The sequence below is a fragment of the Mesorhizobium sp. WSM4906 genome (assembly GCF_029674625.1).
Lineage (GTDB): Bacteria > Pseudomonadota > Alphaproteobacteria > Rhizobiales > Rhizobiaceae > Mesorhizobium.
Genome location: NZ_CP121355.1, coordinates 4,288,109 through 4,302,125, shown reverse-complemented (window position 1 = coordinate 4,302,125; position 14,017 = coordinate 4,288,109). Strand labels below are relative to the sequence as shown.

Sequence of the window (14,017 nt, the reverse complement as noted above, 5' to 3'; positions counted from 1 at the left end):
ACGATGGGCACGCTTCCGGCCATCGAGGCTCCGGATTGGTACGAGACCATCCGCATGGGCGACGACGTCACGCTCATCCACGAGCCATGGATAAAACCGTTCTTCCGCTGCAACATCTGGCATGTGCGCGGGCGCGATCGTGACCTTCTGTTCGATACCGGCCTTGGCCATTTCAGCCTCCGGCGGCACGTGCCTCTGGTGACCGAGCGCAGGCTCGTCTGCGTCGCCAGCCACACGCATTTCGATCACATCGGCTGTCATCACGAATTTCCGGATCGCTGCGTCCATTCCGCCGAAGCCGAAATCCTCGCCGATCCGCGCAACGAATGGACGGTCGCGGACCGCTACGCCAATGAGGAGATGTTCGACGGCGCGCCGGAAGGGTGGGACACAGCACGCTACCAAATCCCGCCTGCCCCGGCCGGCCGCCTGCTCGAGCATGGCGAGGTGGTCGATCTCGGCGATCGTGCCTTCGAGGTCATCCACACGCCCGGTCATTCGCCCGGCGGCATCGCGCTCTACGAGAAGAAGACCGGCATCCTGCTGTCCGGCGATATCGTCTATGACGGGCCGCTGATCGACGACGTCTACCACTCCGACATCGAGGACTATGTCGGGACCCTGCTTTCCATGCGCGAGATCGACGTCTCGGTCGTGCATGGCGGCCATTTTCCGAGCTTCGGCAAGGTGCGCTACCGCCAGTTGATCGACGAGTACCTGGCGCAAAAGCGCAAGGCCGGCTGCCACCTGAAGCAGACTCGTTGAGCCATCTCAGATCGATGTGATCGTGGGTTAAAGCGCCCTTTGCGGGCAGGGCATTCCGGCGGCGTCACCGCAGCGGGAGGCGGCAGGCTGCTGCGGCCTCATGCTCATCTCTTCCGAATGACGCACCAGTTCGGCGAACATGAGCGCGAAACTTCCCATCATCAGGAAGACTATGATCAAGCGCGTTACCGGCAATAGACAGGTCTCTCGACTGGCCAGCCCCCGCCAACCCATCCACTGTCGGCTAACATGAGCGCTCCGGCTTTACGAGTGTTTAAGCCCCGTCTTAACCATTACGGCCATCACATTCGTTGCACGCCTGTCATGAAGCGCGAGCGCAGGTCCTGTCCGCACCGCATGGCGTGCCGCCCTTTGCAGATGCGGGCAGCGCATGCTACGCCGTCGCGGCGCGACCCAGCAGGCGGTCGCCCTGCGGGAGCCATGAGCAAAGTCGCCAGCCGTTTCGCCTTCGTCTCTTCCGACACCGACGACGCCCGCGCGGCGCTGGAGAGCCTGTCGGCACGCTACGGGCAAATACCCGTCGCGGACGCCGAGATCGTCATTGCGCTCGGCGGCGACGGGTTCCTGCTGCAGACGCTGCGCGACACGATGAGCACGGGCAAGAAGGTGTACGGCATGAACCGTGGCACCATCGGCTTCCTGATGAACGAATACCGCGCCGGCGGACTCGAGGAGCGCATCTCGAGGGCAGTATCCGAGACGATCCGCCCACTGGAGATGCAGGCGGTGACCCACGAGGGCGAAACGGTCTCCGCGCTGGCGATCAACGAGGTGGCGCTTTGGCGCCAGTCCTACCAGACGGCGAAAATCCGCATCACCGTCGACGAGCAGGTGCGGCTGGAGGAGCTCAACTGCGACGGCGTGATGATCGCGACGCCCGCCGGCTCGACAGCCTACAATCTCTCGGCGCACGGACCGATCCTGCCGCTCGACGCGCCGCTCCTGGCGCTGACGCCGGTGAGCCCCTTCCGGCCCCGGCGCTGGCGCGGCGCGCTTCTCTCCAACAAGGCGATCGTGCGCTTCGACATACTGGAGTCGGAAAAGCGCCCGGTGAACGCCGCCGCCGACCACACCGAGGTCAAGGCGATTGCCTCGGTCACGGTGCGGGAATCGCCCACCGCGACCGCGACACTGCTGTTCGACCCCAACCATTCGTGGAACGAACGCATCCTTGCCGAGCAATTCCGCTATTGAGCCGGCGCAAAGATATTGTTTCGATTAAGCATCGCGATTAAGCTTACGTCTTCACGATCGCCGGATTTCTGGCCGTTTCTGTTGACAAATCGCGGACTTGCGCCTAACTGCAACCGCGATCTTGCAGGCGCGCGGCGCCTGCCGCAACACGTGTTGCGATTTTCCTGAACCAGCCAAAGACAACAAACACTTGTCCTCAGACACCACGACCGCTCAAGAAGCGTTGACATTCACGGACCTCGGCCTGTCGCCGAAGGTCCTCTCCGCAGTCACCGATGCCGGCTATACCAAGCCGACCCCGATCCAGGCTGGCGCCATCCCGCATGCGCTGCTCGGCAAGGACGTGCTGGGCATCGCCCAGACCGGCACCGGCAAGACCGCGTCCTTCGTTCTGCCGATGCTCACGCGGCTGGAAAAAGGCCGGGCGCGAGCTCGCATGCCGCGCACGCTGATCCTCGAGCCGACGCGCGAACTGGCGGCGCAGGTCGAGGAGAACTTCATCAAATACGGCAAGAACCATAAGCTCAACATCGCGCTGCTGATCGGCGGCGTCTCCTTCGAGGAGCAAGACAAGAAGCTGGAGCGCGGCGCCGACGTGCTGATCGCGACGCCCGGCCGCCTGCTCGACCACCGTGAGCGCGGCAAGCTCCTGCTCAACGGCGTCGAGATCCTCGTCATCGACGAAGCCGACCGCATGCTCGACATGGGCTTCATCCCCGATATCGAGCGCATCTGCGAGATGATCCCGTTCACGCGCCAGACGCTGTTCTTCTCGGCGACCATGCCGCCGGAAATCACCAAGCTCACCGAAAAATTCCTGCACGCGCCGGTGCGCGTCGAGGTCTCCAGGGCCGCGTCCACCGCGACCAGCATCACGCAGCGCCTGGTGAAGTCGGGCACCAAGCCATGGGAGAAGCGCGAGACGCTGCGCAACCTGATGAAGGCCGAGAGCGACGGGCTGAAGAACGCCATCATCTTCTGCAACCGCAAGGTCGAAGTGTCGGAGCTTTTCCGCTCGCTGCTGAAGCATGATTTCGATGCCGGCGCGCTGCATGGCGACATGGACCAGCGCGCGCGCATGCAGATGCTCGCCAATTTCCGCGACGGCAAGCTGCGCTACCTCGTCGCCTCGGACGTCGCCGCGCGCGGCCTCGACATTCCGGACGTCAGCCACGTCTTCAACTACGACGTGCCGATCCATGCCGAGGACTATGTCCACCGCATCGGCCGCACCGGACGTGCCGGCCGCTCCGGCAAATCCTTCACCATCGCGACGCGGTCCGACACCAAATATGTCGACGCCATCGAGAAGCTGATCGGCACCAAGATCGAATGGCACGACGGCGACCTGTCGACCGTGACTGAGAGCGAGAGCGAGGACGCGCCCCGCCGCGGCCGCGGCGCCCGCGCCGCGCCGGCCGCAGGGACGAGGATCGCAAGGATCGCGGCGAGCGCAAGAAGGACCGTCACGCCAGGCATGACGAGACGCCCGACGCCGCACGCGAGGAGCAGCCCGTCGCAGAGGTCGCCGACATCGCCGAGCGGCGCGCCCGCAAGGATGCGATCCGCTCCGAGAACGACCGCAAGGGTTCGGCCAACCGCAACGAACAGCGCGGCGATGCCCGTCCGCAGCGCGACCGCCCCGGCCGCCATCGCCAGGAGGAGGACGATGCGACCGTCGGCTTCGGCGACGACGTGCCGGCCTTCATGCGGATCGTCGCCAAGGTCTGACCTCGTGCTTGCTTCGATGAAAACAGGAAACGGCCCCGAACGGGGCCGTTTCCTTGTTGCGCTTCGCTTGAAGGTACGCACCTTTGTGCAATTACCCGCCGCGGCTTACATCGGCCCGGGCATCATCTTGGTCGGTTTCTCCAGCATCGGGAACTCGGCCTTGTTGCATTTCACCTTCGGGTTCGTCGGACTGAACATGCCGTTCGGATTGTCGCTGAACAGCCAGGCGTGAAGATCGTAGTGCACGAACTCCTTCGGGATCAGCGGATAGTGCCCCTCCATCGGCCCCATGAATTTCTGGCCAAACAGCGTGGGCGCTTCCTTGACGTCCGGCGTCATCGGCACCAGCCATTCCACCGCGACCAGCTTCAAGCCCTTCTTGGTCGGCTCGTAGATCAGGACATTGGGCTTCATCGGGTCGAGCTTCTTGCCGACGCTCGGGACGTTGACGAAATGGACGCCCATGGCGCCTTTCGGATAGTCCATCGTGCCCGGTATCTTTTCACCGCTGTAGTAGACGCAGCCTTCGGTCGACAGATAGAGGTCGCGGATGGCGGCCTGATAGTCTTCGTATTTGGCCAACGATTTTTTCAAGGCTTCGAGGTCGGCCCTGTTGGCGTCTTCGGCCCGAGCCGTGGCGGCGCCGAGCCAGGCGCCAAAAAGACCAGTCAAAACGAGGACGCCGCAGCGCCCTAAGCGAGCCGTTCTTGTCATGCATTCCTCCCAGACTCTTGAGCCATGCCAAGGGCTGCGGAACGGTATTTATGGACCATGGATGCCTCCTTCGTTCAGGTAGCCCGGAGCGATCCCGCATGGATAGCGAGCACTGCGCCAAGGCGCGTCGGTGGCGACTTCGACCGTCGCAGTTCGATATTGGGAAGCCGCGTTACGCGATGATTTCAGATGGACGAAACCTGATTACATCTGAAATCGAAGCGAGACAGCGGGCTAAATCCACCCGTCGACAATTGGCCACACTCGCTTCTGGATGCGTGCTTTAGATGCGAACCGCCGCCGCCATGCCGGAACTGGTGAGCGCCGCCGCCTTGACGAGACCGGCGGCAAGCCCAGCCCCTACTCCTTCTTCGTGACTGATGCCGAGATCGAGCAAGGGCCGCAGACCGAGTCTTTCGGCGACCTTGGCGTGACCGGGCTCCGGCGACAGGCTGGCGAGCAGGCAATGGTCGATCGCCGAGGAATTGACCCCGTGCAGGACTGCGGCGGCAGCCGTCGCGACGAAGCCGTCGAGCAGCACCGGGATCTTCTGCATGCGGGCGGCGAGAATGGCGCCGCACACCGCCGCGAACTCGCGGCCGCCGACCCGTCGCAATGCTTCGAGCGGATCGCCGAAGCCGGTGCCGTGAAAAGCCAGCGCCCGATCGATCACTTCGGCCTTGCGCGCCATCATTGCTGCATCCGCGCCCGATCCAGGCCCGACCCAGCCGGCGCCCTTGCCGCCGAACAGGGCCGCGCATAGCGACGCCGCAATGGTCGAATTGCCGACACCGAGATCGCCCAGGCATAAAAGGTCGGCGCCGCCGGCGACCGCTTCCATGCCGAAGGCCATGGTGGCGGCACAGCCGCGCTCGTCGAGCGCCGCTTCCTCGGTGATGTCTCCTGTCGGAATGTCCAGCGCCAGGTCGAAGACCTTCAGGCCGAGATCGTTGGAGATGCAGACCTGGTTGATCGCCGCGCCTCCGGCGGCGCAGAGTTCAACGGCATTGGCGGTCGCCGAAATCGGCCGCGGCGAGATGGCATGCCGGACGGCGCCGTGGTTGCCGGCAAAGATCGCCACAAGCGGCCGGTTGACGAGCGGCGGCGCACGCCCGCTCCAGGCGGCGAGCCAGGCCGCGATGTCCTCGATCCGGCCAAGCGAGGCCTTCGGCTTGTCGGCCTTGGCAAACAGCGTGCGGATGCGGGTTTCGGCGGCGGCGTCCGCCGGCGTCAGCGTCGCCAGGAGAGTGCGGAAGTCATCGAAAGGCTTTGCGGTCATGTCGGATGCCGTTCTTGCTGGAGAAGGCAGCGGCATAGCCGCGTTCGCGGGCCGGCACAACCACTGGCAATGCCGCGAATGCGTTGCCTGGCGGCGCATTGCGGAGGGCTTGCATTGGCTATGCGGTTGCACCATGTGGAGTGAAGCCAAGAGAACAGCATGACCGCCATCGAGTCTCCCTGCATACTCGTCTGCTCGATCGACATGAAAACCGGCTTCTGTTTCGGTTGCGGCCGCACGCGCGATGAAATCGCCGGCTGGATCGCTATGACGCCTGAGGATCGGCGGGCGGTTATGGCCGACCTCCCGGGCAGACTCGAGACGGTCGAGCGTCGGCCACGCCGCGAGACGCGGCGCGCCCGCATGGCGCGCGAGCGCGGCATGCCGTGAGAAAGGGCCGGCCATGAATCGCCTGTTCTGGATCGTCATGCTGGTGATCGGCGCGGGCCTGATCCTGCTGATGATGAACGATTCCGCCGGCAGCACCTTCGGCATCGCGAACCGCGATTTCAGCCGGCTGATCTGGGTGGGTGTCCTGGTGGCGGTGATCGGCGCCAGTCTCGTCCGCTCGGGCCGGCCGCTCGGTGACATGGCGCGCAATCTCGGCGTCTGGGCGGCAATCGTGCTGGCGCTGATCGCCGGCTACCAGTACCGCTACGAGCTGCAGGACGTTGCCAGCCGCGTGACGGCCGGCCTCGTTCCGGGAAGTCCGCTGGCGCTCGGCTTGGACAATGGCCGCGCCACCGTGACGCTCGACAAGGCCGACAACGGCCATTTCGAAGCGCGAATCCTGGTCAATGGCGCGCCGGTGCGGACGGTTGTCGATACCGGCGCGACCAGCACGGTGCTCACGGCCGCGGACGCCCAGGCGGCCGGCTTCAACCCGGCGGCGCTCAGCTACACCGTGGACGTTTCGACCGCCAACGGCATGGCGCGCGCCGCCACCGTCAGGACGGACGAGGTGGCGATCGGCGGCATCGTGCGCAAGGATATGCCGGTCATGGTCGCGGCGCCCGGCATGCTCGAGCAAAGCCTGCTCGGCATGAATTTCATCAGTTCGCTGTCAGGTTTCGATGTGCGCGGCGACCGCATGATCCTGCGGGACTAGAGACGGGCGGCACTGCCCCTCGCGGTGTCCGCCACTCGCGTGCGGGCGCAAGAGGCTAATGTACGAGAATCAGAAGAACCGCAAAAATCAACCAAGTAGCGAAGAGAGCATATTGACTGATTTTAACGATCTCGATCAGCCGCTTGCATCCTTCGTCCAAGGTTCCTGAGGCTCTCTCACAGTAGCTAACCAGGTAGCCTGGAACCGAAAGCATAGGGAAGTACGGTCTTTTGTCGAGCCTCCTGAGCCTTGAGTAAAGGAGGTGAGAACTTGTCGTAAATGCAAGCAACGACGCCCCCGCAAGAAGCGCGAAAACGACCAGAAGGAATCTTTCCATCAACATAGCGGCATGTGATCGGTAATCGTTACGCAAGGCCCGAATGACGCTCCTACGAACGGTCCCTTTGAGTGGTCATATACTATCTATTCATTTCGTTCTAGGCCGCCTCGGCCTGCGCGAAATCGATCGCGGCGAATGCCGCCCTCAACACCTCCGGCCCGGCGCCGGGTTTGTTGGCATCGGTGGACAAAATCTGCCTGTAGCGGCGCGCGCCCGGAAGGCCGTGGAACAGCCCGACCATGTGGCGCGTGACATGACCGAGCCGCCCGCCCTTCTCGATGTGACGCGCAGCATAGGCCGCCATGGCGTCGACCAGCGCCGCATAGTCGAAGGCGGTCGGCGGCTCGCCGTAAAATGCGGTGTCGATCCCGGTGAGAACGCCCGGCGTATGATAGGCCGCGCGGCCGAGCATGGCGCCATCGACATGGCCGAGATGTTCCGAAGCCTCGTCGAGCGATTGAATGCCGCCATTGATGCCGATGAATTCGTTCGGCTTTCTCGCTTTCAGCCGATAGACGCGCGCATAGTCGAGCGGCGGGATGTCGCGATTCTCCTTGGGGCTAAGCCCCTCCAGCCACGCCTTGCGGGCATGCACCCATAGCGCATCGGCGCCGGCCGCCAACACACCGTCGGCCAGCGCGTCGAGTGCGGTTTCGGGATCCTGGTCGTCGACACCGAGGCGGCATTTGACGGTGACGGGGATCTTTACAGCCGCCTTCATCGCCGCGACGCATTTCGCGACCAAAGCCGGCGTCTTCATCAGGCAGGCGCCGAACGTGCCCGACTGGACGCGGTCGGACGGGCAGCCGACATTGAGGTTGATTTCGTCATAGCCGAATGCCTCGCCGATCACGGCGGCTTCGGCGAGCCTTTGCGGATCGGAACCGCCAAGCTGCAGGGCAACCGGATGCTCGACATCGTCGAATCCAAGCAAACGCTCCCGCGCGCCATGGATGATCGCGTCCGCCACAACCATCTCGGTGTAGAGCAGCGCGCGACGCGTCAACTGACGGTGGAAAAATCGGCAATGCCGATCCGTCCAGTCCATCATAGGCGCCACGGCAAGCGTCGTTCGCATAAGCCTGTTCTATCTCTCCGCCGGTCCCGCGGTTAAGTCCACGCGGCACGATTTAGTATATTCTCTTTTATTTTCAAATATTTCAGACGGCAGGGACAAAAGTCCCCCGTCGAAAGGGACCATTTCCCCACGTCACAAATTTCCGAAAAAATCAATAGTCCGATTTAACTTTCCACAAATGAGAGTAAACTTTTTGTGCTCGTGTTGTGAGCGGGAGGCGTACAGGCTGTCGATGCCTGTTGAAGAGGGGCGGGGTTGAGTATGCCCTCATCGTCGATCCATGGTACCCGCCGTTGGTGGGTTGCCGATGCGCACAGGACGCATCCGCCTAGAATTGCCTGATGGGGCAAGGAGCGGAAGGTCAGCGGCGGTGCCTCCAACCCCCTCTACCCCCTGAGTCAATCAAAGCTCCAGTTTCCTTTTAACGACGCGCAGCGCCGGCTTTGCTGGTGAATGCGCGCCATGCGGCCGGCTGCCAGCGTTGGGGCTGATTTCGCGCCTGCCCGCATTGAAACCAGGGAGAATCGCAATGACGATCAGCTTCATTCTCAACGGCCAAGCCGTCAACGACCAGACCGCCGACCTGCAAACCGGCGATAGCGGCGACGGCTTTACCGACACCGATGTGGCGTACTCTTCTCTGCCGCTTTCCTTCCGAAACTATCTTGAGCAGGTTCTTCTGCTGAGTCCAACATTCCCGACCAATGTCGGCGTCGCGACCAAGACGAATTCGGTCACCGTCAACGCCACCGGGGGTTCGCAGCTCGCCGGGACCACGTTCACCGACACCAACGGTGGCGCGCTCGACGGCGACAACAGCGGTCTCACTACCGTCGACGGGAAGGCCATCCTGCTTTATGCCGACGGGAACGACACCGTAATCGGCAAATATGACAGCGATGGCATCGGCGGTGTCGACACGGTCGCCTTCGTCATCTTCAAGCAGGACGTGTTGAACGCCGGCGCGACCAGCGACCAGGTCACCTTCAACATCGTCACCTACGTGCCGATCTTCCATGGCAACACCGGCGACCCGGATGACGCGGTCAATCTTGGCAATAACCTCAAGCTCGCGGCGACTGAGACACTCAACTTCGGCTTTGCCGGAGCGCCTTCTGGCAGCAACCTGTTCATGACGTTCGGTAATCCGAGCTCCACTCAGATCGTGGTGATCGGGAAAGACCCGCTCGATCAATCCGCGGGCGGAAACATCACGACCAAGGATGTGCTCAACATCAGCCAAGCCGGCAGCACCACTTCGTTCGGCGTCAACGGCAACCAGATCAACCCCACCGAGGGGGCGTACATCACCTACGTCTCGGGCACGAATACGAACTTCCTCGTGCCGAATCTGGATCAGAACGAAGCCGACGTCGAAGCCAACATCGCCTTCACGAATGTCGTCAATGCGACAGGGGCGTCCTTCACCGTCAACCAGACCAATCCCGGCATCGGACCGGTCACCGTCAAGATATCGGCCTTCACCACCGCCGCGGAACCGGGAGTGGATTTCGTCAACGGACTCACCAACGACCAACACGTCAACATCACGTCATTCTCACTCACCAACGTCGTCGTCAAAACGGGCAACACGCAATATACCCCGGCCGCCACGATCGACGCCGACGGCAACCTGATCGTCACCGGCCTGAGCAGCGGCGACACCGTGTCGTGGACGACGAGCAGCACCCACAACCGCGTGCTCATCGAAAACATTAGCGACGCGGATAGCGATGCCACCAACGACAACAATACTTTCGACATCGGCGGCTTCGGCATCGTGACGTCCAGCGGCTCCTCGACGTTCGTCGGCCAACAGATCGTCATCGAAGACGACGGGCCAACGGCGAGCCAGGCGCAGCAGACCGGCACGGTCGACGAGGATGGGGTGCCCGGCGGCATCGCCGGCGGCATCGGCGACGTGGCAGGCCAGGCCACCCAAGCCACGGGCAGCGTGACGCCGTTGTTCAACTCCGGCACAGACGTGCCGCTGACCTTCAGCCTGAATACCGACACCAGTGGACTGCCCGCGCTGACCTCAGGCGGGGTGGCGGTGACCTACGCCGTCGTCGGCAACACGCATACGGCCTCGGCCGGCGCGAACACGGTGTTTACCTTCGCGCTCAACGCCACGACCGGCGCCTGGACCTTCACGCTCGCCGATCAGCTCGACCATCCGACGCTCAACGGGCAGGCGGGCGACGATACCGAGAACGACCTGGCGATCAATCTGAGCTCGATCCTGCGCGCCGCCGACGCCGACGGCGACACGGTGGCGGCGGCAGCCAACGCGCTGGTCGTCACGGTCGACGACGACACACCGACAGCAAGCCAGGCGCAACAGACCGGCACGGTCGACGAGGATGGGGTGCCCGGCGGCATCGCCGGCGGCATCGGCGACGTGGCCGGCCAGGCCACCCAAGCCACGGGCAGCGTGACGCCGTTGTTCAACTCCGGCGCCGATGCGCCGCTGACTTTCAGCCTTAATAGCAACACCAGCGGACTGCCCGCGCTGACCTCGGGCGGGGTGGTGGTGACCTACGCCGTCGTCGGTAACACGCTGACGGCCTCCGCCGGTGCGAACACGGTGTTTACCTTCGCGCTCGACGCCACGACCGGCGCCTGGACCTTCACGCTCGCCGATCAGCTCGACCATCCGACGCTCAACGGCCTGCCGGGGGACAACGAGGAGAACGACCTGGCGATCAATCTGAGCTCGATCCTGCGCGCCACCGACGCCGACGGTGACACGGTGGCGGCGGCGGCCAACGCCCTGATCGTCACGGTCGACGACGACACGCCCACCATCAACCCGGCCATCGCGGACGGTCTGGTGGATTTCGCAGCCGGCAGCACCGTGACCAAGTCGCTCAACGGCTCGGTCGGCGCCGACAGTCCGGCAACCTACAGCATCACCGCCTCGCCGGCCACGCTGACGATACTGGACGGCACATCCTCGCAGCTGACCCTGCTCAGGGACCTGACCAGCAACGACACCGTCGCCACCTATTACAAGGATGTCGATGGCAGCGGCACGCACAATGCCGGAGACATCGATTTCTTCAAGCTGACCCTGTCGGGCGGCAACTACACCTTCGATGTCCTCCAGAATCCTCCGCCCGCTGAGGTCAATTTCAGCTTCGCCGGTGCGCCCTCCGGCAGCAACCTGTTCATGACGTTCGGTGATCCTGCCTCCGCCCAGATCGTGGTGATCGGGCACGATCCGCTCAATCAATCCCAGGGCGGGAACATCACGACCAAGGATGTGCTCAACATCAGCCAGGCCGGCAGCACCACCTCGTTCGGCGTCAACGGCAACCAGATCAATCCCACCGAGGGCGCGTTCATCACCTATGTCACGGGCGCGAATACAAACTTCCTCGTACCCAATCTGGATCAGAACGAGGCCGACGTCGAAGCCAACATCGCCTTCACGAACGTGTTCAATGCGAACACGGCGTCCTTCACCGTCAACCAGACCAATCCAGGCGTCGGACCAGTCACCGTCAAGATCACGGCGTTCAGCACCGCCGCCGAACCGGGGGCGAATTTTGTCGACGGGCTCACCAACGACCAGCACGTCGACATCACGTCGTTCTCGCTTACCGACTTCGTCGTCAAGACGGGCAATACCCAATATACCCCGGCCGCCACGATCGACGCCGACGGCAACTTGATCATCACCGGCCTGAGCACCGGCGACAAGGTGACGTGGACGACGAGCAGCACCCACGACCGCGTCCTCATCGAAAACATCAGCAACGCGGACGGCATTTCCGGCAACGACAACAATACTTTCGACATCGGCGGCTTCAGCCTCAGCCAGGCGCAACCGGCGCCCGACGAGAAGCTCGACTTCACCGTCCAGATCGCCGATTTCGACGGCGACACGGCAAGCGACAGCTTCTCCATCGGTATCGACGGGACCGGCATCTTCAACGACAACCACGTGGAAGGTGTCATTGCCTGATGGACCTGGCCGGGCGCCTCTTCTGGCGCCCGGCATCCACCAAAAGGATCGAAATGGGGGGTATCCATGATGCAGCCGAGACCACAATTCCAGGAGGTGATGCATCTGGCCCGCCATCAGGCGCCCGCCCTCCTCCTCTTCAGCCTGCTCGCCAATGTCCTCCTGCTCTCCAGCACCGTCTACATGCTGCAGATTTATGACAGGGTGCTGTCGAGCGGGTCGATCGACACGCTATTGTGGCTCACCCTTGCCGTCATCGGCGCCATCGCCGTTTACGGGCTGCTTGAACACGCCCGCCGGATGATGCTGGGGCATATAAGCCAATGGCTGGACGACCAGCTCAGCGTTCCGGTGGTCGAACGCGCCATGGAAGCGCGCCTCTCCGGCAGCGGCATCGAGGTCGGCCTCAAGGATCTGGCGGATTTGCGCGGCTTCGTTGCCGGCGACGGCATGCTGACCTTCCTGGACGCGCCATGGACGCCGGTCTTTCTGACGTTCATCTGGCTACTGCATCCGGCGTTGGGCGTGGTCGGCCTCGCCGGCGCGATACTGTTGTTCTGCGCCGCGCTCGCCAATGATTTCCTTACCCGACGCAAAGGCCAGGAGGCAGCGGCAGGGCTGCGCCGCAGCCAGGCTGCCGTCGGCCAATATGTCGAGGGTGCCGAAACATTGTGCTCGCTCGGCATGTCCGAGCCGGCGCTGCGGCGCTGGGAGGAAAATCAGCAGTCTCTGATGGAACTGCAGTGCCGACTTTTTCGGCGCACCACCATCATAGGCAGCCTATCGCGCTCGTTGCGTCTTGCCCTGCAGGTAGCCGTGCTGGGACTCGGCGCCTATCTCGTGCTGCGCCGCGAATTGACGGCGGGCTCGATGATTGCGGCCTCCATCCTGCTCAGTCGGGCGCTGGCGCCGATCGAGCGCTCGATCGGCGCATGGCGCAGTCTGGTCAGCGCGCGAGTTGCGCGCCGTAATCTTGCGAAGCTCTTCACCGACACCGCATCGGTGCAAAATGCTGGCGTTATCCTGCCGCGGCCGCAGGGGCGGCTGAAGCTGGAGAACCTGCACTACTGCACGCCGGGCACGTCGCAACCGCTGCTGAACAAGATAGGTTTCGGCGTCGAGCCCGGGCAAACCTGCGGTGTGATCGGGGCGTCCGGCTCCGGCAAGACCACGCTGTGCCGTCTCATCGTCGGCGCGCTAAGACCCTCGTTCGGCCATGTAAGGTTGGATGGCGCGGAGGTCTGGAACTGGCCTTCTGACCAGTTGGGCCAATATGTCGGCTATCTGCCGCAGCAGGTCGAACTGTTTCCCGGAACGATCGCCGAGAACATCGCGCGCCTTCGCGACATCAACAGCGAAGCGGTCATCGCCGCTGCGCGGCTCGCCGGCATTCACGAGATGATCCTGCGGCTGCCGAACGGCTACCGGACCGAGGTCGGACCGCACGGAGCCCGGATTTCGCGTGGCCAGCGCCAGCGCATCGCACTGGCCCGGGCCCTGTTCGGCGATCCGCCGCTGGTCGTTCTCGACGAACCGAACACCGGCCTCGACAGCGACGGCGAGATCGCGCTGCTCAAGGTGCTCCAGCAGCTGAAGGAACGGGGCCACACCGTCGTTCTGGTCACGCATCAGATCAATCTGCTGCGGACGGCCGATCATATCGTCTTCATCCAGGAGGGCAGCGTCTCGATGTTCGGCACGCGCGACGAGGTGCTCAGCGCTCTCAACGGACAGGCGAGGCGAATCCCCACAGCGCCCGCCATACGGGAAAAGATTGCCGCCAACGAGCCGGGAAACCTGAAGGCGGTGGAGTGAGC

10 protein-coding genes and 1 pseudogene are annotated in these 14,017 nt (G+C 63.5%); 7 read left to right on the top strand and 4 right to left on the bottom strand.

Translation table 11 applies throughout. The features are described 5' to 3' along the window. Window positions 1-3 precede the first annotated feature (3 nt). The 3 genes and pseudogenes from QAZ22_RS20545 (at window position 4) to QAZ22_RS20535 (ending at window position 3,711) form a co-directional block, all read left to right on the top strand. Window positions 4-765, top strand: coding sequence for an MBL fold metallo-hydrolase (locus QAZ22_RS20545; protein ID WP_278202574.1), 762 nt, complete (start codon window positions 4-6; stop codon window positions 763-765). A 441-nt stretch (window positions 766-1,206) separates the two neighbouring features. Further along, a complete protein-coding gene (locus QAZ22_RS20540) occupies window positions 1,207-1,980 on the top strand; it encodes an NAD kinase (protein WP_278202573.1) in 774 nt (257 codons plus the stop codon). A 223-nt stretch (window positions 1,981-2,203) separates the two neighbouring features. After that, window positions 2,204-3,711: pseudogene (locus QAZ22_RS20535) on the top strand (DEAD/DEAH box helicase). Window positions 3,712-3,816: 105 nt separating this feature from the next. On the opposite strand, the gene QAZ22_RS20530 reads toward QAZ22_RS20535, so the two are convergent. Then, on the bottom strand, window positions 3,817-4,425 hold the full coding sequence (locus tag QAZ22_RS20530; RefSeq protein WP_278202572.1) for a hypothetical protein: 609 nt from the start codon (window positions 4,423-4,425) through the stop codon (window positions 3,817-3,819). Between the two features lie 283 nt (window positions 4,426-4,708). After that, entirely contained in the window at window positions 4,709-5,704 is a 996-nt protein-coding gene (locus tag QAZ22_RS20525; protein WP_278202571.1) for a nicotinate-nucleotide--dimethylbenzimidazole phosphoribosyltransferase, read from the bottom strand. A gap of 159 nt (window positions 5,705-5,863) precedes the next feature. Here QAZ22_RS20525 and QAZ22_RS20520 point away from each other — a divergent pair, with 159 nt between their 5' ends. Together QAZ22_RS20520 and QAZ22_RS20515 are read left to right on the top strand one after the other, a co-directional pair. Beyond that, the gene (locus tag QAZ22_RS20520; RefSeq protein WP_278074273.1) at window positions 5,864-6,094 is read left to right on the top strand and encodes a DUF1289 domain-containing protein; all 231 of its coding nucleotides are present in this window, start codon (window positions 5,864-5,866) and stop codon (window positions 6,092-6,094) included. Window positions 6,095-6,107: 13 nt separating this feature from the next. Further along, a complete protein-coding gene (locus tag QAZ22_RS20515; protein WP_278074272.1) occupies window positions 6,108-6,812 on the top strand; it encodes a TIGR02281 family clan AA aspartic protease in 705 nt (234 codons plus the stop codon). A gap of 437 nt (window positions 6,813-7,249) precedes the next feature. On the opposite strand, the gene dusA is transcribed toward QAZ22_RS20515, so the two are convergent. After that, window positions 7,250-8,230 carry a tRNA dihydrouridine(20/20a) synthase DusA gene (gene dusA, locus QAZ22_RS20510; protein WP_278202570.1) on the bottom strand — a complete coding sequence of 327 codons (981 nt, stop codon included), beginning with the start codon at window positions 8,228-8,230 and terminating at the stop codon, window positions 7,250-7,252. 402 nt (window positions 8,231-8,632) lie between these two features. Then, entirely contained in the window at window positions 8,633-8,776 is a 144-nt protein-coding gene (locus QAZ22_RS20505) for a hypothetical protein (RefSeq protein ID WP_278202569.1), read from the bottom strand. Here QAZ22_RS20505 and QAZ22_RS20500 point away from each other — a divergent pair. Continuing rightward, on the top strand, window positions 8,760-12,200 hold the full coding sequence (locus QAZ22_RS20500; protein ID WP_278202568.1) for a DUF5801 repeats-in-toxin domain-containing protein: 3,441 nt from the start codon (window positions 8,760-8,762) through the stop codon (window positions 12,198-12,200). The genes QAZ22_RS20505 and QAZ22_RS20500 overlap by 17 nt on opposite strands. 66 nt (window positions 12,201-12,266) lie before the next feature. Then, the gene (locus QAZ22_RS20495; protein ID WP_278202567.1) at window positions 12,267-14,015 is read left to right on the top strand and encodes a type I secretion system permease/ATPase; all 1,749 of its coding nucleotides are present in this window, start codon (window positions 12,267-12,269) and stop codon (window positions 14,013-14,015) included. Window positions 14,016-14,017: the final 2 nt, after the last annotated feature.